Source organism: Ramlibacter sp. 2FC, from assembly GCF_005503345.1.
Classification (GTDB): Bacteria; Pseudomonadota; Gammaproteobacteria; order Burkholderiales; family Burkholderiaceae_C; genus SCMQ01.
The window spans coordinates 21,989-42,566 of sequence record NZ_SCMM01000042.1; the positions used below are offsets into that span (position 1 = coordinate 21,989).

Annotated in this window: 24 protein-coding genes; 18 read left to right on the forward strand and 6 right to left on the reverse strand. The window is 68.6% G+C overall.

Annotation, left to right across the window (positions count from 1 at the left end):
• The first annotated feature begins 10 nt into the window (after positions 1–10).
• From rpsS to FFS10_RS16950, 7 genes are all read left to right on the forward strand, one after another.
• Complete coding sequence (rpsS, locus tag FFS10_RS16920) at positions 11–289, forward strand: 30S ribosomal protein S19 (protein WP_137895648.1); 279 nt, start codon at positions 11–13, stop codon at positions 287–289.
• Positions 290–298: 9 nt separating this feature from the next.
• Positions 299–628 (forward strand): 50S ribosomal protein L22, encoded by a 330-nt coding sequence (rplV, locus tag FFS10_RS16925; protein WP_013899634.1) that lies wholly within the window; start codon positions 299–301, stop codon positions 626–628.
• Positions 629–644: 16 nt separating this feature from the next.
• Positions 645–1,535 (forward strand): 30S ribosomal protein S3, encoded by an 891-nt coding sequence (rpsC, locus tag FFS10_RS16930; protein ID WP_137895649.1) that lies wholly within the window; start codon positions 645–647, stop codon positions 1,533–1,535.
• A 2-nt stretch (positions 1,536–1,537) separates the two neighbouring features.
• Entirely contained in the window at positions 1,538–1,954 is a 417-nt protein-coding gene (rplP, locus tag FFS10_RS16935; RefSeq protein ID WP_137895650.1) for a 50S ribosomal protein L16, read from the forward strand.
• A 16-nt stretch (positions 1,955–1,970) separates the two neighbouring features.
• Positions 1,971–2,165, forward strand: a complete 195-nt coding sequence (gene rpmC, locus FFS10_RS16940; protein ID WP_137895651.1) for a 50S ribosomal protein L29 — start codon at positions 1,971–1,973, stop codon at positions 2,163–2,165.
• Positions 2,166–2,174: 9 nt separating this feature from the next.
• Entirely contained in the window at positions 2,175–2,444 is a 270-nt protein-coding gene (gene rpsQ, locus FFS10_RS16945; RefSeq protein ID WP_137895652.1) for a 30S ribosomal protein S17, read from the forward strand.
• 124 nt (positions 2,445–2,568) lie between these two features.
• The gene (locus FFS10_RS16950) at positions 2,569–3,075 is read left to right on the forward strand and encodes a peroxiredoxin (protein WP_137895653.1); all 507 of its coding nucleotides are present in this window, start codon (positions 2,569–2,571) and stop codon (positions 3,073–3,075) included.
• 130 nt (positions 3,076–3,205) lie between these two features.
• Here FFS10_RS16950 and FFS10_RS16955 read toward each other — a convergent pair whose 3' ends face one another.
• The 3 genes from FFS10_RS16955 to FFS10_RS16965 form a co-directional block, all read right to left on the reverse strand.
• Complete coding sequence (locus FFS10_RS16955; RefSeq protein ID WP_137895654.1) at positions 3,206–4,945, reverse strand: IS1634 family transposase; 1,740 nt, start codon at positions 4,943–4,945, stop codon at positions 3,206–3,208.
• 138 nt (positions 4,946–5,083) lie between these two features.
• A complete protein-coding gene (locus FFS10_RS16960) occupies positions 5,084–5,575 on the reverse strand; it encodes a GNAT family N-acetyltransferase (RefSeq protein WP_137895655.1) in 492 nt (163 codons plus the stop codon).
• 54 nt (positions 5,576–5,629) lie between these two features.
• The gene (locus FFS10_RS16965; protein ID WP_137895656.1) at positions 5,630–6,292 is read right to left on the reverse strand and encodes a cytochrome b/b6 domain-containing protein; all 663 of its coding nucleotides are present in this window, start codon (positions 6,290–6,292) and stop codon (positions 5,630–5,632) included.
• A gap of 122 nt (positions 6,293–6,414) precedes the next feature.
• Here FFS10_RS16965 and FFS10_RS16970 point away from each other — a divergent pair, with 122 nt between their 5' ends.
• On the forward strand, positions 6,415–6,873 hold the full coding sequence (locus tag FFS10_RS16970; protein WP_137895657.1) for a c-type cytochrome: 459 nt from the start codon (positions 6,415–6,417) through the stop codon (positions 6,871–6,873).
• Positions 6,874–6,912: 39 nt separating this feature from the next.
• Here the strand turns inward: FFS10_RS16970 and FFS10_RS16975 are convergent, their stop codons facing one another.
• The 3 genes from FFS10_RS16975 to FFS10_RS16985 form a co-directional block, all read right to left on the reverse strand.
• Positions 6,913–7,398: a TlpA family protein disulfide reductase gene (locus tag FFS10_RS16975; protein WP_502702882.1), complete on the reverse strand. Its 486-nt coding sequence runs from the start codon at positions 7,396–7,398 to the stop codon at positions 6,913–6,915.
• 152 nt (positions 7,399–7,550) lie between these two features.
• Complete coding sequence (locus FFS10_RS16980; RefSeq protein ID WP_137895659.1) at positions 7,551–8,282, reverse strand: alpha/beta fold hydrolase; 732 nt, start codon at positions 8,280–8,282, stop codon at positions 7,551–7,553.
• Complete coding sequence (locus FFS10_RS16985; protein ID WP_137895660.1) at positions 8,282–9,541, reverse strand: CaiB/BaiF CoA transferase family protein; 1,260 nt, start codon at positions 9,539–9,541, stop codon at positions 8,282–8,284. Before FFS10_RS16985 ends, FFS10_RS16980 begins: the two co-directional genes overlap by 1 nt.
• Before the next feature lie 40 nt (positions 9,542–9,581).
• Between FFS10_RS16985 and FFS10_RS16990 the strand changes: the two genes are divergently transcribed.
• The 10 genes from FFS10_RS16990 to FFS10_RS17035 form a co-directional block, all read left to right on the forward strand.
• Positions 9,582–10,103 carry a hypothetical protein gene (locus FFS10_RS16990; protein WP_137895661.1) on the forward strand — a complete coding sequence of 174 codons (522 nt, stop codon included), beginning with the start codon at positions 9,582–9,584 and terminating at the stop codon, positions 10,101–10,103.
• The gene (locus FFS10_RS16995; RefSeq protein WP_137895662.1) at positions 10,100–11,344 is read left to right on the forward strand and encodes an MFS transporter; all 1,245 of its coding nucleotides are present in this window, start codon (positions 10,100–10,102) and stop codon (positions 11,342–11,344) included. The genes FFS10_RS16990 and FFS10_RS16995 overlap by 4 nt, the downstream gene beginning before the upstream one ends.
• A complete protein-coding gene (locus FFS10_RS17000) occupies positions 11,341–11,784 on the forward strand; it encodes a PTS sugar transporter subunit IIA (protein WP_137895663.1) in 444 nt (147 codons plus the stop codon). The genes FFS10_RS16995 and FFS10_RS17000 overlap by 4 nt, the downstream gene beginning before the upstream one ends.
• Positions 11,753–12,022, forward strand: a complete 270-nt coding sequence (locus tag FFS10_RS17005; protein ID WP_137895664.1) for an HPr family phosphocarrier protein — start codon at positions 11,753–11,755, stop codon at positions 12,020–12,022. The genes FFS10_RS17000 and FFS10_RS17005 overlap by 32 nt, the downstream gene beginning before the upstream one ends.
• 13 nt (positions 12,023–12,035) lie before the next feature.
• Entirely contained in the window at positions 12,036–13,832 is a 1,797-nt protein-coding gene (gene ptsP / locus FFS10_RS17010) for a phosphoenolpyruvate--protein phosphotransferase (protein ID WP_137895665.1), read from the forward strand.
• A gap of 77 nt (positions 13,833–13,909) precedes the next feature.
• Positions 13,910–16,075, forward strand: coding sequence for a type I secretion system permease/ATPase (locus FFS10_RS17015; RefSeq protein ID WP_137895666.1), 2,166 nt, complete (start codon positions 13,910–13,912; stop codon positions 16,073–16,075).
• Complete coding sequence (locus tag FFS10_RS17020) at positions 16,075–17,490, forward strand: HlyD family type I secretion periplasmic adaptor subunit (protein WP_137895667.1); 1,416 nt, start codon at positions 16,075–16,077, stop codon at positions 17,488–17,490. Before FFS10_RS17015 ends, FFS10_RS17020 begins: the two co-directional genes overlap by 1 nt.
• Complete coding sequence (locus FFS10_RS17025) at positions 17,487–18,161, forward strand: LuxR C-terminal-related transcriptional regulator (protein ID WP_137895668.1); 675 nt, start codon at positions 17,487–17,489, stop codon at positions 18,159–18,161. The genes FFS10_RS17020 and FFS10_RS17025 overlap by 4 nt, the downstream gene beginning before the upstream one ends.
• A gap of 20 nt (positions 18,162–18,181) precedes the next feature.
• Positions 18,182–18,562, forward strand: coding sequence for a hypothetical protein (locus FFS10_RS23570; protein WP_249931331.1), 381 nt, complete (start codon positions 18,182–18,184; stop codon positions 18,560–18,562).
• A 217-nt stretch (positions 18,563–18,779) separates the two neighbouring features.
• Positions 18,780–20,578: retention module-containing protein (locus FFS10_RS17035; RefSeq protein ID WP_137895669.1), on the forward strand; the 1,799-nt coding region annotated here is incomplete at its 3' end.

The window sequence follows — 20,578 nt, forward strand, 5'->3', positions numbered from 1 at the left end:
AGGTAGGCAAATGACTCGCTCTCTCAAAAAGGGTCCGTTTGTTGACCATCACCTGGTGGCCAAGGTCGACAAGGCCGTCGCCGTCAAGGACAAGAAACCGATCAAGACCTGGTCGCGCCGCTCCATGGTCCTGCCCGAGTTCATCGGTCTGACCATCGCCGTGCACAACGGCAAGCAGCACGTGCCGGTCTACATCACCGACCAGATGGTGGGCCACAAGCTGGGCGAATTCGCCCTGACGCGCACCTTCAAGGGTCATCCGGCGGACAAGAAAGTCCAGAAGAAATAAGGAAAGACCATGGAAACACGTGCAGTCCTTAGGGGCGTCCGTCTGTCGGTCGACAAAGGCCGTCTGGTCGCCGACCTGATCCGTGGCAAGAAAGTGGATCAGGCGCTGAACATCCTGAACTTCACGCAGAAGAAAGCTGCCGTGATCGTCAAGAAGGTTCTCGAGTCCGCCATTGCCAACGCCGAACACAACGACGGCGCCGACATCGACGAACTGAAGGTCAAGACCATCTACGTCGAGCAGGGTGCCACGCTCAAGCGTTTCACCGCGCGCGCCAAAGGCCGCGGCAACCGCATCAGCAAGCCCACGTGCCATGTGTACGTGACGGTCGGCAACTGAAAGGCCAGGGAAGAACATGGGACAGAAAATCCATCCTACCGGCTTCCGCCTGTCGGTCAGCCGCAACTGGGCCAGCCGCTGGTACGCGAACAACCGTGACTTCGCCGGCATGCTGGCCGAAGACATCAAGGTGCGCGAGTACCTGAAGGCCAAGCTGAAGAACGCCGCCGTGTCGCGCGTGCTGATCGAGCGTCCCGCCAAGAACGCCCGCATCACCATCTACTCGGCCCGTCCGGGCGTGGTGATCGGCAAGAAGGGCGAGGACATCGAGAACCTGAAGAAGGAACTCGCGAAGCGCCTGGGCGTGCCGGTGGCCGTCAACATCGAGGAGGTGCGCAAGCCCGAGACCGATGCCCAGCTGATCGCCGACAGCATCACCCAGCAGCTCGAGAAGCGCATCATGTTCCGCCGCGCGATGAAGCGCGCCATGCAGAACGCCATGCGCCTGGGCGCCCAGGGCATCAAGATCATGTCCGCCGGTCGTCTGAACGGCATCGAGATCGCCCGTACCGAGTGGTACCGCGAAGGCCGCGTGCCGCTGCACACCCTGCGCGCCGACATCGACTACGGCTTCTCCGAAGCCAAGACCACCTACGGCGTCATCGGCGTCAAGGTCTGGGTCTACAAGGGCGACACGCTGGGTCGTACCGACGTGCCTTCGCTGGACAGCACGCCGCGCCCCGAAGGCGAGGAACGCCGTCCGCGCGGTCCGCGCCGCGATGGCCGCCCGGGTGACCGTGGTCCCGGCCGTGGCGGTCCCCGCCGCGCCATGGGCACGAACGCCGCGCCCGCCGATGGCAGCGACAAGCCCGCCGCCGCCGGTGGTGCGGATGCCAAACCCGCCGTTAAGCGCGTTCGCCAAGTCGCCGCGCCAGCTGCAGCAGCTGACGGCGCCAAAGGAGAGTAAACATGCTGCAACCTGCCCGCAGAAAATACCGCAAGGAACAGAAAGGCCGCAACACCGGCATCGCGACCCGTGGCAACACGGTGGCGTTCGGTGACTTCGGCCTGAAGTCGACCGACCGCGGCCGCCTCACCGCGCGCCAGATCGAGTCGGCCCGCCGTGCGATTTCCCGTCACGTCAAGCGTGGCGGCCGCATCTGGATTCGCGTGTTCCCCGACAAGCCGATCTCCACCAAGCCCGCCGAAGTGCGTATGGGTAACGGCAAGGGTAACCCCGAGTACTACGTGGCCGAAATCCAGCCCGGCAAGGTGTTGTACGAGATCGTCGGCGTGCCCGAGGAGCTGGCCCGCGAAGCGTTCAAGCTGGCGGCCGCCAAGCTGCCGCTGCGCACGACCTTCGTGGCCCGCATGATCGGCCAGTGATCAGGAGATGGAAGAAATGAAAGCTGCTGAACTGCGCCAGAAAGACGTTGCCGGCCTGGAAGCCGAAGTCAAGGACCTGCAAAAGGCCCACTTCGGCCTGCGCATGCAAAAGGCCACGCAACAACTCAACAACACGAGCCAGCTGCGCGCGACGCGCCGCAGCATCGCGCGTGCCAAGACCGTTCTTGCTGAAAAGCAAGCCGCCAAGTAAGGAGTGACCATGACGGAAGCTAAAACATCCCTCAAGCGCACCTTGATTGGCAAGGTGGTCAGCGACAAGCGCGCCAAGACCGTGACCGTGCTGGTCGAGCGCCGTGTCAAGCACGAGCTCTACGGCAAGATCGTCGCCAAGTCGAGCAAGTACCACGCCCACGACGAAAAGGGCGAGTACCACCTGGGCGACATGATCGAGATCACGGAGAGCCGTCCGATTTCCAAGACCAAGAACTGGGTTGCGACCCGTCTGGTGGAAAAGGCGGCCGCGGTCTAAGCCCTCCCGGCCCCCGACTGCAGAGCCCTGAAAAACGGCCCACAATGTGGGTCGTTTTTCTTTTGGGGCGGCGATCGAACGCGCCGGCCTTTTTCTTTTTTCACCACCTGTCCAGGAGAGATTCATGATCAAAGTCGGAGACACCCTGCCCGCCGTCACGCTGATGGAGTATTCCGAAGTCGAGGGCGAAGGCTGCAGCATCGGCCCGAACCCGGTCGACGTAAGCAAGGCCACGGCCGGCAAGACCATCGCGCTGTTCGCGCTGCCCGGCGCCTTCACGCCCACCTGTTCGGCCAAGCATGTGCCGGGCTATGTGGAGCAGCACGATGCCTTCAAGGCCGCCGGCGTTCATGAAATCTGGTGCCTGAGCGTCAACGACGCCTTCGTGATGGGCGCCTGGGCGCGCGACCAGAAGACCGGCAGCAAGGTGCGCATGCTGGCCGACGGCGACGCCGCCTTCGCCAAGGCCGTGGGCCTGACGCTGGACCTGACGGGCAAGGGCCTGGGCCTGCGCAGCAACCGCTACTCCATGCTGGTCAAGGACGGCAAGGTGGTCGCGCTCAACGTCGAAGGCCCGGGCAAGTTCGAGGTCAGCGACGCGGCGACGCTGCTGGGCCAAGCCAAGGGCTGAAGAGCGTTCACCGGTCTCCAAGGGCGGCGATGGGCCGCCCTTTTTCTTTGGCGGCCCTAGTCCGAACTTTGACGATTGACCCGACGTAAGTAGTTGATCGCGCTGGATTTTCGCGCGCGAAGAGGGTGGCCTACTGGGTACAGGCCGGGTTCAGGCCGAGCAACTGGAAGGCCTTGGCCTGAAGCGGCGTGGGCCGGGTCGTGATGACGATCTTGGCGTTCGGGTTCGGGCTGGTGTGCGTGATGTTGTAGGCCAGCGTGCCCAGGTCCTTGAGCAGCGTCCTGAAGCTGTGCAGCGGCAAGCCGTCATCGGCGCGCTTGCTCGCGTCCTTGGCGCGGGCATGCTCGGAGCGCTGCGCCTTGAGCACCGGCGAGGCGCGACTCGCGCTCGCCTCGTCGAGGTACTCGTCATCGAACAGCATCGGCTTCAAGCGAGCGCGCATGTGCCACTCCACGTAGTAGGCCAGCATGCACAGGAACACATGCGCGCGCACGCGCTGCTCGCTGTAGTGGAAGACCGGGCGCACCTGCAGGTCCACCGTCTTCATCGAGCGAAACGCCCGCTCCACCTGGGCCAGGCTCTTGTAGGCGGCGACCGCTGCCGCTGCATCGAGCTGCGCGGCAGCCAGGCTGGTGCGGATCACGTACAGGCCGTCGAGCGCCGCCTCCTGGCAAATAGCCTCCTCCTTGCGGCGCCAGGTCAGCGCCGTGTGGGTGATCGTGAGATCGAAGTGCTTGGCCATGTGGAAGCGCTCGATCACGCGCCCCACGCGCAGCGCAATCGCCTGCTGGCCGCGCAGCGGGTTGCGCGCTCGCTGGGTCGCTGCGGCGATCTTCGCCAGATCGGCCTCGGTGGCGGCCAGCAACTCGCCGCGCTTGCGAGAGCGCTCCTCGGCCAGCGCCGGGTTGCGGCACACCACCAGGCGCTCGCCGGGGAAATGCCCGCTGGTCAGCTCGATCAGGTTGCGCTCGTCGAACAAAGAGGGCTGGAAGGGGCCATGCTCGGCGGCCAGTTGCGCGATCTGCGGGGCGCGCAGGGAGCTGACCCAGTCCATGCCCTGGGGCCTGAGCACCTGCTCGATGCGCGCCGAAGTCAGCATGCCGCGGTCGCCCACCCAGGCGACACGCTCGATGCCAAAGCGCTCCTTGAGCTTGGCCACCTGCGCGGCCACCGTGGCCGGGTCGGCCGTGTTGCCGGGGAACACCTCCACCGCGATCGGGCAGCCTTCGGCCGTGCAGATCAGGCCGAAGACAATCTGAGGATCATCGCGCTTGCCGTCGCGCGAATGGCCCCGCGCGGCCAGCTCGCAGCAGCGCCCGGTCAGCCAGGTCGAGGTCAGGTCGTACAGCACCAGCGTGGAGCCCACCAGGTGCTGGCGCGCCAGGCGCCGCTCGATGGCCGGCTGCGCCTCATGCAGCCAGTCCAGCGCCCGGTACAGCTCATCGGCCGAGCACTGCCCCACGCCCAGCATCCGGCCCAGCGAGGAGGTGGCCGTGTCGTCGTGCAGCATGCGGTGCGTGGCCAGCTTGGATGCCGGCTCGAGCACGCGCGCCACCAGCATGGCCAGCAGCACTGGCTGCAAGTCTTTGGGCGCCGAGGCGAACCAGTTCGTCGCCCCGCAGCCTCGGGCGCTACCCAACACGGCGGCCACATGGCCGTGCGGCAGCGACCGCTCGATGGCGAAGACCTCCTCGGCGCTGGGTACGGCCACGCCGCCGCGCAGCAGCACCTTCAGCCCCTCGACGACCTCGGGCGACAGGCAAGACAGGTTGGCCAGGGTGCGCTTGCGGACCTTGCCGTCCTCGCGCCAGGACTCGCGCAGCAGGATGGCCGGAGGCGAGTCGCGGTTGGGAATCGACTCAATGTACATGGCCTCATTGATAGGCGATGTTCATAGGAAATTCAAGAACGAAATTGCGAATTTACATGGGTACAAACCCGGACAAGAAAATGGCCGTAACCCGCGTCGTTGCTGGATTACGGCCGAATCAGTTGATCAAAGTTCGGCCTAGTCGATCTCGACCTTGAGGTAGTGGGCGCCCGCCACCGGGTTGTGGTAGTAGGGCGGAATCTCGGCGAAGCCCAGCTCCTCGTAGAGCGCGCGGGCCGCCTCCATCTCGTCCAGCGTGTCCAGCAGCACGCAGCCATAGCCGGCCCGGCGCGCGGCGTCCAGCGTGGCCTCGGCCAGCTGGCGGCCCAGGCCGAAGCCGCGAAAGGCCTTGCGTACGTACAGGCGCTTCATCTCGCTCGCGTTCGGGTAGTCCACGGTGTCCAGTGGCCGCAGGGCGCAGCAGCCCGCGACGGTGCCATCCACCAGGGCCAGCAGCAGGGCGCCACGTGGCGCGGCGTATTCACCGGGCAGGCCGGCCAGTTCCTCGTCGAACTGCTGGAAGCACAGGTCGACGTCGAGCGAGCGCGCGTACTCCTCGAAAATCTCTCGGGTGGCCTGCAGCTGCTCGGGGCTGGAGGCGCTGATCAGCTCGATCTGGGGCTTGTCCAAGGGCGGGTGGCGATGATGGCTTCCAAAGTTTATCGTCTTTCAGGGCCGGAAGGCTCAACCGCCGAGCTGGACGACCCAGCCCACCAGGGCCGCACTGGCCAGCAGCAGGGCGGCGGCCGCCAGGCGCGACCAGGCATCGTCACGCGAGGCAGGCACAGGCTCGGCCAGCCGCTTGTCGCCGGTGATCATGGGCTTGACCAGGTTGCGGTGCAGGCGGAGCTGGTAGTAGGCGATCGCCGCGAGGTGCAGCAGCACCAGGGCCAGCAGCACGAGTTGCCCTATGTTCTTGTGGTAGCCGGTGGCCAGGCGCACCGTGGCGCCGGAGACCAGGGCGCTGAGCGGGCCGAAGGCCTCGCCCTTGTCCTCGCTGAACAGCCCCGTGCCCACCTGGGCCAGCAGAAACAGCAGCATCGCGAGCACCGAAGCCGCGCCCAACGGGCTGTGCCCCGCCGAGTGCTCGGGGGCAGGATTGCCGCGCAACTGGGCGAGCAGGGCGCGCGGCGGATAGAGGAAGGCGGCAAAGCGCGACCAGCGGCCGCCGACCAGGCCCCAGGCCAGGCGGAACAGCAGCAGGCTGGCCATGGTGTAGCCGAACCGGAAATGCCATTCCATGGCGTCGCCGCCACGCTTGCCGGTGATGAAGAGGCCGAAGAAGCAGGCGACCAGGGCCCAGTGGAACAGCCGGGTGGGCAGGTCCCAGATGCGAAGGGTGTTCATGCTGGATGTCTCTCGTCGGTCCCGGGCCTCATGCGCCTGGGCGGGCCGGGGAACTTTTGCGCCAGAATGGGTCCACCGGCAGTTGCCACGTGTTTCCCAACTTGCGAAGGAATCGCTTGAAGATGAAGAACACTGCCTTGATCGCGCTGGCCACCCTGGCCACCGTCCTCGTGACGCCGGCCCAGGCCCAGTTTCGCACGCCCGAGGCGGCGATCAAGTACCGCCAGAGCGTGATGACGGTACAGGGCCGCGCGTTCTACGGCACCATAGGCGCGATGGCCAGCGGGCGCATGCCCTACGACGCCAAGCTGGCGGCAGACAACGCCGAGCTCGTGGTCATGCTGTCCAAGCTGCCCTGGATCGCCTTCGGGCCGGGCACGGACAAGGGGGCGCCCACCGACGCCAAGCCGGCGATCTGGACCGAGCAGGCCCGCTTCAAGGAACTGGGGGACAAGATGCAGGGCGAGGTCGTCAAGCTCGCCGCGGCCGCCAAGACCGGCAACCTGGACCAGCTGAAGGCCGCCTACGGCCCGGCACGCGACGCTTGCAAGGCTTGTCACGACGCCTTCACCAGCCAGTGAGGCTTTCATGGCGCGGGCGCTGCGGCGCGGGTGCCATGCTCAGGTCTGCGCCAGCAGGGCCTCGATCAGCTGGTGCAGTTCGGCGAAATCGGGCTCGCCCACGTAGCGTTTGACGATCTCGCCGCGCTTGTTGACGATGTAGGTCGTTGGGGTCAGCTGCACTTCGCCCCAGGCCTTGGCCACCGCGCCGGTGTTGTCGATCGCCACCGGGAAGGGCAGCTGGCGCGTCTGGGCGAAGTTCACCACGTAGGTCGGCGGGTCGTAGCTCATGGCCACGGCCAGGGTGTCGTAGCCGCGCGACTTGTACTTCTCGTAGGTGGCGATCACCTTGGGCATCTCGGCGACGCAGGTCACGCAGCTGGTGGCCCAGAAGTTCACCAGGGTGACCTTGCCCTTGAGGTCGGCCGTGCTTTTCTTGGAGCCGTCGAGCAGCACGAAGGTGGACTCGGGCGCGGCCTGCGAGCCCGAGCCCAGGAACATACCGGCGGCCAGGGCCAGCACCACGGCCGCCGCAGCGGCACCCATCCAGATTCGTTTCATTTGTTCACGCGCAGAACCGTCGATCTGCACCAGTCTAATGGCGAAGGAATTTCCCAGTGATCCGCCCCGGCGGATCATGGGCCAGCAAGGAGGGAGTCGTCCGCGCGCAAAAAGTTCGCCCCGCGCCTGCCGGGCCCTCAGGCGGCGCAGTCCAGCAGCACCCCAGTCAGGGCCTCGGGCGCGCTGATCATGGGGTCGTGGCCGGTCTCCAGCGTCACGACGCGCGAGCCCGGCAGCCAGGCGCCATCCCAGAACTTCGGGTCGGTCACGCGCGGGCGGATCGCGTCTATGGTCGCCAGCGCGGGGTGTATGCAATTGACGAAGGTCCGCGGCGTGCGCGCCACCCGCTGGGGGTCGAAGGACAGCGGCGCCTCGTAGGTGGCGCCGGGATGCGGGGTCTGGCGGCGCTTTACCCAGGCATGGTCGGCCTCGGACAGGCCGAACACGGCCGGGTCCGGGGCCGGGAAGCTGCGGTCGGGCGAGGCCGCCGCGGCCGCCAGGCGCGCCTGGCGCGTGGCACTGGCATGGGTGCTGCCCCAGCTCTCGCCGGGCTTGGGCACGACGGCGTCCACATAGACCAGGTGGCGCAGCCGGCCCGGCAGGCGGTCGGCCACGGCCGTGCCGAGCATGCCCGCATAGGAGTGCACGGCCAGCACGGCGTCGTCCAGTTCCTCGGCCTCGAGCGCGGCGATCACATCGGCGATATGGGTTTCCAGGTCTATGGATGGATTCAGGAGATGTGAGCGCTCGCCTACGCCGGTCAGGGTCACGGCATGGGCGCGGTGGCCGGCGCGCACCAGGGCCTCGCTGACGCGGCGCCAGCACCAGGCGCCATGCCAGGCACCGTGCACGAGCAGGAAGTTGGTCATCACAGAACCCCCTGCTGGCGCAGCGCCGCCACCCGGTCCTCGGGCCAGCCCAGCAGCTCGCGCAGCACCTCGTCGGTGTGCTGGCCCAAGAGGGGCGGCGGCAGGTCGGTGCGCACCGGCGTGGCGCTGAGCTTGATCGGGCTGGACACCAGGGCCAACTCCTGGCGCAGCGGGTGCGCCCAGTGCGTGACCATGCCGCGCTCGCACACCTGGGGGTCGGCGAACACCTCGGCCAGGTTGTTGATCGCGCCGCAGGGCACCTTGGCCGCCTCCAGCGCGGCCAGCCAGTCGGCCTTGGCGCGGGTCTTCATGATCGCTTCGAGCAGGGGCACCAGCTCGGCGCGGTTGCGCACCCGGTCGGCATTCTTCGAGTAGCGCGGGTCCACCGCGAGCTCGGGCTGCCCGGCCACTTCGCAGAACTTGGCAAACTGCCCGTCGTTGCCCACGGCCAGGATCAGGTGGTCCTTGCTGCCGTCCGCGGCCGGCGCAACCTCGAACACCTGGTAGGGCACGATGTTCTGGTGCGCGTTGCCGACCCGGCCCGGCGTCTTGCCGCTGACCAGGTAGTTGGCGCCCAGGTTGGCCAGCATCGCAACCTGGGTGTCGAGCAGGGCCATGTCGACGTGCTGGCCTTCGCCCGTGCGCTCGGCATGGCGCAGCGCCGCCAGGATGGCCACGCTGGCGTACATGCCGGTGAACAGGTCGGCCACGGCCACGCCCACCTTCTGCGGGCCCCCGGCCACTTTGTGGCCGCTCTCGCCCACGAGGTCGTCGCGCTCGCCGGTGATGCTCATCAGCCCGCCCATGCCCTGGATCGCGTAATCGTAGCCGGCGCGCTCGCGGTAGGGGCCGGTCTGGCCGAAGCCGGTCACGCTGCAGTAGACAAGGCGCGGCTGTATGGCCCTGAGGCTGTCGTAGTCCAGGCCGTAGCGCGCCATGTCGCCGACCTTGAAGTTCTCTATGAACACGTCGCAGTGGCGGACCAGTTCGCGTACCAGCGCCTGGCCGGCCGGCTGGGCGATGTCGCAGGTCACCGAGCGCTTGTTGCGGTTGGCGCCCAGGTAGTAGGCCGCCTCGGCCGTGTCCTGGCCCGCGTCGTCCTTCAGGAAGGGCGGGCCCCAGCCGCGCGTGTCGTCGCCGCAGCCGGGGCGCTCGATCTTGATCACGTCGGCGCCGAGGTCGGCCAGGGTCTGGGTGCACCAGGGGCCGGCCAGCACGCGGGACAGGTCGAGGATGCGTATGCCTTGCAATGCGTTCATCGGCGCATTGTCGCGAAAAATCCCGGCCGATAATCGGTCCATGCGTTTGCTTCTACTGGCCTTGCCGCTGTGGCTGGCGGCCTGCAGTCCCACTTTCGATTGGCGCGAGGTCCGCTTCGACCCCGCCACGCCGCTGGCCCTGCTGCCCTGCAAGCCCGACCGCGGCACGCGCGAGGTGGTCATGGGCCAGGCGCCCGTGACGCTGCAGATGGCCGGCTGCGAGACCGGCGGCGCCACCTTCGCCGTGATGCTGGCCCGGCTCGACGATGCCAAGGTCGCCGGCGCAGCCCTGGCCGGCTGGAAGCAGGCCACGCTGGCCAACATGCACGCAGGCGCCGTCGCCGAGGCGCCGTTCCAGCCGCCCGGCAGCCTGCCGCTGCGCGAGTCGCTGCGCGTGACGGCGCGCGGGCAGCGGCCGGACGGCCGCGCCGTCCAGGCCCAGGCGGTCTGGCTGGCCCAGGCCAGCGGCTCGGGCGTGCAGCTGGTGCATGCCGTGGTCTACGCCGACACGCTGTCTTCCGAGCTGGCCGACACCTTCTTCTCGGGCCTGCGCCTGCCATGAGCTTGGCGCTGCTGCCGCGCCGCACCGCCATCGTGGTGTTCCTGGCTTTCGCCTTCGCCTATTTCTTCTCGGCCTTGGTGCGCGCGGTCACGGCCACCCTGTCGCCGGTGCTGACGCAGGAGTTCGCGCTCAACGCGCGCGAGCTCGGCCTGCTGGCCGGCGGCTACTTCCTCGGCTTTGCCCTGACCCAGCTGCCGCTGGGCCAATGGCTGGACCGGCATGGCCCGAAGCGCGTGATCCTGGCCTTCCTGGCCGTGGCCGTGCTCGGCTGCCTGGCCTTCTCGGCCGCCGGCAGCTTCCCGGCCCTGCTGGCCGCGCGCGTGCTGTGCGGCGTGGGCGTGAGCGCCTGCCTGATGGCGCCGCTGACCGGCTACCGCCGCTGGCTCGATGCCAGCGCCCAGCTGCGGGCCAACTCCTGGATGCTGATGACCGGTTCCTTCGGCATGCTGGCCTCGACGCTGCCGGTGCAGTGGCTGCTGCCGCGCCTGGGCTGGCGGCCGCTGTTCTGGGGCCTGGCGGCGCTGATGCTGCTGGCCATGGCCCTGATCGCCTGGAAGGTGCCGCGCTGGGCCGTCTTGCCGGCCGGTGCTGGGGCGGCGCCATCGGCCGAGCCGGCCGGCTACGGCGCGGTCTGGCGCCACCCCTGCTTCAGGCGCATGGTGCCGATCGGTTTCGTCAACTACGGCGGCATGGTCGCGATCCAGACCCTCTGGGCCGGGCCCTGGATGGTCAAGGTGGCAGGCTTCACGCCGCTGGCCGCGGCCACCGGCCTGTTCTGGCTCAACCTGGCCATGCTGGTCACGTTCTGGGGCTGGGGTATGGTGATGCCGGGGCTGGCGCGCCGCGGGCTGACGGCCGAGCGCCTGATCGCGCGCGGCATGCCGCTGAGCTTCGTGCTGCTGGCTGCGCTGGCCCTGGCCGGTCCGGCGGCAGAAACGGGGGCCGCCGCCCTGCTGGCCATGTACTGCGTGAGCAGCAGCTTCATGTCGCTGGCCCAGCCCGCCGTGGCCATGGCCTTTCCGCCGGCGCTGGCCGGGCGGGCCCTGTCGGCCTACAACCTGGTGATCTTCGCCGGCGTGTTCGTGATGCAGTGGGGCATCGGTGTCGCGATCGACCTGTTCCGCGCCGCGGGGCTGGCCGAGGCCGCGGCCTTCCAGGCGGCGCTGGGGCTGTTCGCACTGGGCTGTCTGGCCGCCTATGGCCACTTCGTGGCGGTGAAACCCGATAATCGGACTCTATGAACGGCATCCTCATCATCGCCCATGCGCCGCTGGCCCATGCGCTGCGCCTGTGTGCGCTGCACGTGTTTCCGGACTGCGGCCGCGAGGTGCTGGCGCTGGACGTGCAGCCCAACGCCCCGCCCGAGGAGACCCTGGCGGCGGCACGCATTGCGCTGAGCCAGCTCGACGCGCCTCAGGCGCTGGTGCTGACCGACGTGTTCGGCGCCACGCCCTGCAACGTGGCGCAGAAGCTGGTCGACGGCCTGCATACCCGGCTGGTGACCGGGGTCAACCTGCCGATGCTGTTGCGCAGCGTGAGCTACCGGCACGAGGCGCTGGAGGCGCTGGTGGCCCGCGCCCTCGCGGGCGGCACCCAGGGCATCATGCAGGCGGCTGTCACGGCGCCGCAGAACCAGCCCAGAAAAAACCATGATCAAGAACGATACGACCATCAGCAATAAACTGGGCCTGCATGCCCGTGCCTCGGCCAAGCTGACCAAGCTGGCTGGCGGCTTCCCCTGCGAGATCTGGATTTCCAGGGGCGAGCGGCGCGTGAACGCCAAGAGCATCATGGGCGTGATGATGCTGGCGGCCGGCCTGGGCAGCGTGGTCACGCTGGAAACCGACGGCGAGCGTGAGCAGGAGGCCATGGATGCGCTGCTGGCGCTGATGGCCGACAAGTTTGGCGAAGGCGAGTGAGAGAGACAGAGCTATGACTTTTTCCGTCCACGGTCTTCCCGTCGCCCGCGGCATCGCCATCGGGCGCGCCGTGCTGGTGGCGTCCAGCCGCGTGGACGTGGCGCACTATTTCATCGAGCCCGACCAGGTGGAGGCCGAGATCGAGCGCGTGCGCCGGGGCCGCAACGCCGTGGTCGACGAGCTGCAGCGGCTGCAGCACGACATGCCCAAGGACGCGCCGCCCGAGCTGACCGCGCTGCTCGACGTGCACCTGATGCTGATGCAGGACGAGACCCTGACCGGCGGCGTCAAGCACTGGATCAAGGAGAGGCTCTACAACGCCGAATGGGCGCTGACCACCCAGCTCGAGATGATCGCGCGCCAGTTCGACGAGATGGAGGACGAGTACCTGCGCGAGCGCAAGGCCGACCTGGAGCAGGTGGTCGAGCGCGTGCTGCGCCACATGAAGGGTGCGGCCTCCCCGGTGGTGGCCGCGCTGCCGCGCCCGCGGCGCCAGCAGGACCTGCTGCTGGAGGACACCATGGACGTGCCGCTGGTGCTGGTGGCGCACGACCTCTCGCCGGCCGACATGCTGCAGTTCAAGCAGAGCGTGTTCGCCGGCTTCGTGACCGACGTGGGCGGGCGCACCTCGCACACGGCCATCGTCGCGCGCAGCCTGGACATCCCGGCCGTGGTCGGCGCGCGCGGGGCCAGCCAGCTGATCCGCCAGGACGACTGGCTCATCATCGACGGCGACGCCGGCGTGGTGATCGTCGCGCCTTCGCCCATCATCCTGGCCGAGTACGGCTTCAAGCAGCGCCAGGGCGAGCTCGAGCGCGAGCGCCTGTCGCGCCTGCGCCACACCCCGGCCGTGACCCTGGACGGGCAGCGCATCGAGTTGCTGGCCAACATCGAGATGCCCGAGGACGCGGGCGGGGCGCTCAAGGCTGGCGCGGTCGGCGTGGGCCTGTTCCGCAGTGAATTCCTGTTCATGGGCCGGCAGGGCCGGCTGCCCGACGAGGACGAGCAGTACCTGGCCTACCGGCGCGCCGTCGAGGGCATGGAGGGCCTGCCGGTCACCATACGCACGGTGGACGTGGGCGCCGACAAGCCGCTGGACGAGACCCGGCACGACGACGCCCACCTCAACCCGGCCCTGGGCCTGCGCGCCATCCGCTGGAGCCTGGCCGACCCGGCCATGTTCCTGACCCAGCTGCGCGCCATACTGCGCGCGGCCGGGCACGGCCAGGTGCACCTGCTGATCCCCATGCTGGCGCACGGCAGCGAGATCCGCCAGACCCTGGCCCTGCTGGATCAGGCGCGGGCCGAGCTCGACCAGCGCGGCATGGCCTACGGACCGCTCAAGCTCGGCGCCATGATCGAGATCCCGGCCGCCGCGCTCACGCTCAAGCTGTTTCTCAAGTACTTCGACTTTCTTTCGATAGGCACCAACGACCTGATCCAGTACACGCTGGCGATCGACCGCGCCGACGAGTCGGTGGCCCACCTCTACGACCCCCTGCATCCGGCCGTGCTGCGCCTGGTGGCCGACACCATTTCCGAATGCAATGCGCGCGGCAAGCATGTGAGCGTGTGCGGCGAGATGGCCGGCGACATCGGCTTCACCCGATTGCTGCTGGGCATGGGCCTGCGCAGCTTCTCCATGCACCCGGCACAGATACTGGCTGTCAAGCAGGAGGTGCTGCGCGCCGACACCGTCAAGTTGCGCGCCTGGTCCGAGCGCGTGCTGGACGCCGAGGACCCGGCGGCGCTGCTGGACGCGGCTGCCGAGGCGCGGCCGCCGTCCGCTCGAGGCCACTCGTTGCCATGAACTGAGCGCGGTCATTCGTACATAACTGGTTACACTCTGCCCTGTATGTAGCCATATCGAGGACTGCAGGGGGGCCAATGTCCGAAGAGCAAAGCCGGGTTCCGGACCACGCATCGATGGTGGTGGCGGAGCCCGACGAGTTACTGTCCTGCCTGTTGATCGTGGCGCGCGCCCACGGCGAGGCCCTGACGCGCGACGCCGTCATGGCCGGCCTGCCGGCCGAGCACCAGCGCCTGACCCCGGGCCTGTTTGCCCGCGCCGCCCGGCGGGCGCAGCTCAGCAGCCAGCTGGTGCGCAAGGAACTGCAGCGCCTGAACGCCGCGCTGCTGCCGGCCGTCCTGCTGCTGCATGAAGAGCGGGCCTGCGTGCTGCTGGGTTTCAACGAGGACCGCCGCACCGCCCGGGTGGTCTATCCCGAGCTCGGCGACGCACCGGTCACGGTGGACCTGGCCGACCTGGCGGCCGACTACACCGGCGTGGCCATCTACCTGCGGCCCAGGCTGCGCTTCGACGCCCGCACGCCCCAGGTGAGCGGCGGACGCCACGGCCACTGGTTCTGGAGCGTGATCGCCGAAAGCTACCCGCTGTACCGCGACGTGCTGCTGGCGGCCCTGCTGGCCAACCTGTTCGCCCTGGGCATGCCGCTGTTCGTGATGAACGTCTACGACCGCGTGGTGCCCAACCAGGCCGTGGACACGCTCTGGGTGCTGTCGCTGGGCCTGCTGCTGATGCTGGTGAGCGACCTGGTGCTGCGCACGCTGCGCGGCCGCTTCATCGACCTGGCCAGCAGCCGCTCGGACGTCAAGCTCTCGGCCTTCATCATGGAGCGCGTGCTGGGCATGCGCATGGAGCAGCGGCCGGCCTCGGCGGGCTCCTTCGCTTCCAACCTGCGCGCCTTCGAGTCGGTGCGCGACTTCATAGGCTCGGCCACCGTGACGGCCTTCATCGACCTGCCGTTCGGCCTGATCTTCATGATCGTGATCGGCTGGATCGCCTGGCCCATGCTGATCCCGCTGCTGCTCGGCGGCATCGTCATGCTGCTCTACGCCCTGGCCGTGCAGGGGCGCATGCACGAGCTGGCCGAGACCACCTACCGCGCCGGCGCCCAGCGCAACGCCACGCTGATCGAGGGCCTGGTGGGCTTCGAGACCATCAAGGCCCTGGGCGCCGAGTCGCCGGTCCAGCGCAAGTGGGAGCAGAGCGCGGTGCTGCTGGCGCGCGTGGGGACCCAGCTGCGCCTGCTGTCGGCCAGCGCCAGCAACGGCTCGGCCTTCGTGCAGCAGACCATCAACATGGTGATCGTGATCCTGGGCGTCTACATGATCGCCGAGCGCGAGCTGTCCATGGGCGGCCTGATCGCCTGCACCATGCTGGCCTCGCGCGCCATGGCGCCGGTGGGTGCGGTGGCGGGCCTGCTGGTGCAGTACCACACGGCCGCCACGGCGCTGAGCTCGCTCGACACCATGATGCAAAGCGAGGTCGAGCGGCCCGAGGGCGCGAACTTCATCAGCCGCGGCCACCTGCGCGGCGCGATCGAATTCCGCGACGTGAGCTTCACCTACCCGGGCCAGCACCAGCCCGCGTTGCGCAACGTGAGCCTGAGCATCAAGCCCGGCGAGCGCGTGGCCATCCTGGGGCGCATAGGCTCGGGCAAGACCACGCTGGAAAAGCTCATCCTCGGCCTGTACCGGCCGAGCTCGGGTGCCGTGCTGGTCGACGGCATCGACCAGCGCCAGCTCGACCCGGCCGAGTTGCGGCGCCAGATCGGCTACGTGCAGCAGGACGTCATGCTGTTCTACGGCACGCTGCGCGACAACATCACCATGGGCGCGCCGCTGGCCGACGACCGCGCCGTGGTGCGGGCCGCCGAGCTGGCCGGCCTGATCGGCATGGTGAACGCCCATCCCCAGGGCTTCGACATGCTGGTCGGCGAGCGCGGCGAGTCGCTTTCGGGCGGCCAGCGCCAGGGCGTGGCGATCGCCCGCGCCGTGATCAACGATCCCCCCATACTGTTGCTCGACGAACCCACGGCCTCGATGGACCATTCCAGCGAGGAGGACGTCAAGCGCCGCCTGACCGCGTTCGCGCAGGGCAAGACCGTGCTGATCATCAGCCACCGCACCTCCCTGCTCGACCTGGCCGACCGCCTGATCGTGATGGACAACGGGCGCATCGTCGCCGACGGTCCGAAGGAGCAGGTCGTCACTGCCCTGAAGCAGGGCCGCATCGGAAAGGCCAGCTGATGGCAGCGCTGAACGAAGCATGGTTTGAGCGGCTGGGGCGCTGGGTCAAACGCCTGACCGAGGCCACCCAGAGGGCGTTCGGCAGCCTGGTGCTGCGCCTGACGCCGGTGGAGGTGGAGCAGCGGCTCGATTGGCGCAGCGAGGCCGACTGGGCGGTGCTGCAGCAGGAGCCGCTGCGCGCGCGCGGCCTGCTGCGCATCGTGGCCGTGGTGATCGGGCTGCTGCTGCTGTGGGCCGCCTTCGCCGAGGTGGACGAAGTCACGCGCGGCCTGGGCAAGGTGGTGCCGACCAGCCAGGTGCAGGTGATCCAGAGCGTGGACGGCGGGGTGGTGGAGTCGCTGGACGTGCGCGAGGGCCAGGTGGTGGACGCCGGCCAGCTGCTGCTGCGCGTCGACCCCACGCGCTTCATGTCCAACATGCTGGAAAGCCGGGCCGCCCAGCTGTCCCTGCAGGCCAAGGCGCTGCGCCTGCAGGCGCTGACGCGCGGCGAGCCGTTCAACCCCTCGCCCGAACTGCTCAAGGAGGCGCCCGACGTGGTGGCCCAGGAGCAGCGCCTCTACATGTCGCGGCGCGAAGGCATACAGGCGCAGATCTCGATCTCGCAGAACCAGCTGGTCCAGCGCCAACAGGAGCTCAACGAGGTGCGTGCGCGGCGCGAGCAGGCCGAGCGCAGCCTGGAGCTCACGCTCAGGGAGCTCAACGCCACGCGCCCCATGGTCGCCACCGGCGCCGTGTCCGAGGTCGAGGTGCTGCGCCTGGAGCGCGACGTGGCCCGCCTGCGCGGCGACCGCGACCAGCTCGGCGCCCAGAGCCTGCGCGTGCAGGCCGCCATCCTGGAGGCGCAGCGCCGCATCGACGAGGTCCAGCTCAGCAACCGCAACGAGATGAGCGCCGAGCTGTCCGAGACCATGAGCAAGCTGTCCTCGCTGTCGCAGGGCGGGCGCGCGCTGGAGGACAAGGTCAAGCATGCCGACATCAAGTCGCCGGTGCGCGGCACCGTCAAGCGCCTGCTGGTCAACACCGTGGGTGGCGTGGTCCAGCCCGGCAAGGAGGTGGTCGAGATCGTGCCGCTGGACGACACCCTGATCCTCGAGGCCCAGGTCAATCCCAAGGACATCGCCTTCCTGCGGCCGGGCCAGCAGGCCGTGGTCAAGTTCACGGCCTACGACTACGCCGTCTACGGCGGCCTGAATGCCGAGCTCATCAACATCGGCGCCGACACCGTGGTCGACGAGAAGGGCAATGCCTTCTACTTGGTGCGCGTGCGCACCCACAAGCCCAAGCTGGGCGACGGCCTGCCCATCATCCCGGGCATGGTAGCCCAGGTGGACATCCTGACTGGCAAGAAGACCGTGCTGTCCTACCTGCTCAAGCCCGTGCTGCGGGCCAAGGCGAACGCGCTGACCGAGCGATGAACACCTGGCACTACTTCCTCCTGGCCTCGCGCGCCGGCGTACCGGCGCGCTGGCGCGAGGCCTTCCCCGGTGGCCAGACGCTAGCCGAGGCGGGCCTGATGGACCGCCTGGGCAGCACGGCGCGGGACGGCCGCCTGGTCTGGCTCAGCACGGCCGATGTGCGCTGGCATGCGCACCTGCGCCAGATCCTGCAGGCCTGGCCCGCCGAGCGCGTGGTGCTGCTGTCCAGCGAACCGAACGACCGCGAGGGCCTGCGCGCCATGGAGGAGGGGGCGAGCGGCTATGCCCATGCCTATGCGGTGCCCGAGCTGCTGCAGGAAGTGGCGCTGGTGGTGGCCCACGGCGGCCTGTGGGTCGGCCCCAGCCTGATCCAGCGCCTGCTCGGCGCCACGCGCGTGGCGCTGGCCCGCCGGGCGGATCCGCCGGACGAGGAGGTCGCCGCGTCCGAGGCCGCGCCGGCCCTCGAGGGCCTGTCGGCGCGCGAGGCCGAGGTGGCCAGGGCCGTCGTGGCGGGCCGCTCCAACAAGGAGGTGGCGGCCCTGCTGCACATCTCCGAGCGCACCGTCAAGGCGCATCTGGGCGCCGTGTTCGACAAGCTGGGGGTGCGCGACCGCCTGCAGCTGGCCCTGCGCCTGGCCGCCACCGCGGGGGCCACCGACCGAGCCGCATGAACGAGAAGGAGAGCCTCACGATGTCATCCCCTGCCGCGCCCCTGCTATGCCGCCGTGATGCCGAGGGCCGCATCGTGGCCCTGACCCGGCAAGCCCTGAGCGAGGACGAGGCGCGGGCCGGCGGCTGGGAGGCGGCGCCGGCGGGCGATCCGGCCGTGGACCATTTCCTGCGCGGGGTCGCCAGCGAGACCAACCCCCTGAGCCTGACCGACGCCGGCATGGGGCGCGTCACCGAGGACCTGATCGACGTGCTGATCGACCGCGGCGTGATCCAGTTCACCGACCTGCCGGTGGCCGCGCAGGCCAAGCTGCTGCAGCGGCGCCAGACCCGCGCCCAGCTGGCCCATCGCCTCAAGCTGCTGGCCGACGAAGGCGACGAGCGCGACGACGGGCTGATCTGAAGGCGCCGCCGGCGCTTTTTCTGCCCAGGGATGGGGTTTTGCGCCCCCGTCAGCCCTTCCGAAGCGGTTTTGGGGGGCGCCAGCCGTCTGCGCCGGCCCAAACCTGTACCAAAGTGCAATAGGCAAGCCCAGGTGGCGGCAGTAGTCTTGAGCTACTTGGTTCGCAAGCCGCCTCGAGCGTGCGGACCACAACTCGAACCATCAGCCGGAGAACATCATGGCCCAGTTTGCTACCGTCGTTGCCATCAAGGGGAATGGCACCGTCTTTGCTGTTGACGCCCAGGGCAATAGCCGTGCATTGAAAGTGGGGGACGTCCTGCAGAAGGGCGAAACCGTGCGCACCGTGGGCGATGTTCAGGTCGAGCTCATGATGGAGGACGGCCGCCTGCTCAGTGTCGCGCCGGCGCAGAGCGTGCGGCTCGACGAGCAGGTGACCGACTCCGACCAGCGCCCCAGCGCGCAGGACAGCGCCGTGGCCGCCCCTGCCGCCATCGACGCCGTGATCCAGGCCCTGGAGCGCGGCGGCGACCTGAGCCAGGAACTCGAGGCCGCGGCGGCCGGCCTGGGCGGCGGTGCCGGCGGCGCCGCCGACGGCGGCAACAGCTTCGTGCGCCTGCTGCGCATCACCGAGCCGCTGGAGCCGCTGGCCTACAACTACAGCTTCGCGGCGCCCGAGATCGAGCCGGATATTCAGGCCGTTCCCGAGGAGACCCAGGAACCCACGGTCAGCGTCGGCATCACGATAGGCGCGCAGGTGGGCCAGGGCCAGGGCGGTCCGGGGCTGATCTCCGGCGAGATCATTCAGGGCGGCGTTTCCGGGGTGGGGGTGCCGGAGGGGTCCGACGGAAACGCACATTCTGTCACCTTCCTGATCTCGCTGAACCAGGTCGCCACGACCGACGTGACGGTCACCTACACCATCGTGCCCGGCACCGCGAGCCATCCGGCCGATTATTTCGACGGCGCGACTACCGGTACGGTCACCATCCCTGCGGGCTACACCGGCTTTTTCGTGACCGAGAACATCGTCGGCGACATTCTCGTCGAAGGTGATGAAACCTTCACCATCGTCCTGAGCAATCCCATAGGGGCTACGCTGACCAACGACACGGCGACCGTGACCATCGTCGACGACGACCACGCTCCTGTGGCGGTGGACGATGCCAACAGCCTGACCGAAGACCAGATCTCCGTTTCGGGCAACGTACTGCCCAACGACTCGGACGTGGACGGCCAGACGCTGTCCGTGGTGGGTCCCTCCGTTACCGTGACCAATGCCTACGGCACGCTGGTCCTCAACAGCGCGACCGGTGGCTACACCTTCACGATGAACGAGGCCACGCAGGCCGCCGCGCAGGCGCTGGACGATGGGGAAGCCATCAACATGGTCTTTCCCGATGTGTACCGGGTGACTGACGGCGCCAACCTCAGCAACCTCGCCGACATCACCATCACCATCACCGGCACGAATGACGTGCCGATCATCACGACCAACAGTGGTGAGCCTGGGGGTGCCAACGACCTGGTGTTCGAGTCCGGCCTGGCCATCATCGGGTCCGACGCGGGCGCGAACAGCGAATTTGCGTCCGGGACCTTCACGGTGTCGGATGCGGATGGTCTGGACGACATCCAGAGCGTGACGATCAACGGCGATACGGTAGCGATCGGCAGCCTGGTGGGTCACAGCTTCGCCGGCGCGAACGGCACGCTGACCGTGACGGCCTACAGCGGCGGCGTTGCCAGCTACATCTACGAGCTGACGAGCACGACCACGGATGTGGATGGCACGGAGACCGATGTCTTCACCCTGACGACTTTCGACGGCACAGCGACTTCTGCGCCCGCGGCGATCACCATCGAAATCATCGACGACGTGCCCAGCGTGACGGCGGGCGCGGTGGCTGACGGCGGCATCACGCTGACCACGCAGGACGCGGAGACGGACGGTGTGCCGACGGACACGGACACGGCCAGCGCGAGCTTCGCGGCGGCCTTCCTGGCGGCGGCGGTGCCGGT

Coding starts and splice junctions, on each gene's coding strand:
- rplP (WP_137895650.1), top strand. CDS start 1,538: ATGCTGCAACCTGCCCGCAGAAAATACCGCAAGGAACAGAAAGGCCGC.
- rpsS (WP_137895648.1), top strand. CDS start 11: ATGACTCGCTCTCTCAAAAAGGGTCCGTTTGTTGACCATCACCTGGTG.
- FFS10_RS23570 (WP_249931331.1), top strand. CDS start 18,182: ATGTCATCCCCTGCCGCGCCCCTGCTATGCCGCCGTGATGCCGAGGGC.
- FFS10_RS17015 (WP_137895666.1), top strand. CDS start 13,910: ATGTCCGAAGAGCAAAGCCGGGTTCCGGACCACGCATCGATGGTGGTG.
- ptsP (WP_137895665.1), top strand. CDS start 12,036: ATGACTTTTTCCGTCCACGGTCTTCCCGTCGCCCGCGGCATCGCCATC.
- FFS10_RS17005 (WP_137895664.1), top strand. CDS start 11,753: ATGATCAAGAACGATACGACCATCAGCAATAAACTGGGCCTGCATGCC.
- rpsQ (WP_137895652.1), top strand. CDS start 2,175: ATGACGGAAGCTAAAACATCCCTCAAGCGCACCTTGATTGGCAAGGTG.
- FFS10_RS17020 (WP_137895667.1), top strand. CDS start 16,075: ATGGCAGCGCTGAACGAAGCATGGTTTGAGCGGCTGGGGCGCTGGGTC.
- FFS10_RS16995 (WP_137895662.1), top strand. CDS start 10,100: ATGAGCTTGGCGCTGCTGCCGCGCCGCACCGCCATCGTGGTGTTCCTG.
- FFS10_RS16950 (WP_137895653.1), top strand. CDS start 2,569: ATGATCAAAGTCGGAGACACCCTGCCCGCCGTCACGCTGATGGAGTAT.
- FFS10_RS17025 (WP_137895668.1), top strand. CDS start 17,487: ATGAACACCTGGCACTACTTCCTCCTGGCCTCGCGCGCCGGCGTACCG.
- FFS10_RS16965 (WP_137895656.1), bottom strand. CDS start 6,292: ATGAACACCCTTCGCATCTGGGACCTGCCCACCCGGCTGTTCCACTGG.
- FFS10_RS17000 (WP_137895663.1), top strand. CDS start 11,341: ATGAACGGCATCCTCATCATCGCCCATGCGCCGCTGGCCCATGCGCTG.
- rpmC (WP_137895651.1), top strand. CDS start 1,971: ATGAAAGCTGCTGAACTGCGCCAGAAAGACGTTGCCGGCCTGGAAGCC.
- FFS10_RS16990 (WP_137895661.1), top strand. CDS start 9,582: ATGCGTTTGCTTCTACTGGCCTTGCCGCTGTGGCTGGCGGCCTGCAGT.
- rpsC (WP_137895649.1), top strand. CDS start 645: ATGGGACAGAAAATCCATCCTACCGGCTTCCGCCTGTCGGTCAGCCGC.
- FFS10_RS16985 (WP_137895660.1), bottom strand. CDS start 9,541: ATGAACGCATTGCAAGGCATACGCATCCTCGACCTGTCCCGCGTGCTG.
- FFS10_RS16955 (WP_137895654.1), bottom strand. CDS start 4,945: ATGTACATTGAGTCGATTCCCAACCGCGACTCGCCTCCGGCCATCCTG.
- FFS10_RS16975 (WP_502702882.1), bottom strand. CDS start 7,398: ATGGGTGCCGCTGCGGCGGCCGTGGTGCTGGCCCTGGCCGCCGGTATG.
- FFS10_RS16970 (WP_137895657.1), top strand. CDS start 6,415: ATGAAGAACACTGCCTTGATCGCGCTGGCCACCCTGGCCACCGTCCTC.
- FFS10_RS16980 (WP_137895659.1), bottom strand. CDS start 8,282: ATGACCAACTTCCTGCTCGTGCACGGTGCCTGGCATGGCGCCTGGTGC.
- rplV (WP_013899634.1), top strand. CDS start 299: ATGGAAACACGTGCAGTCCTTAGGGGCGTCCGTCTGTCGGTCGACAAA.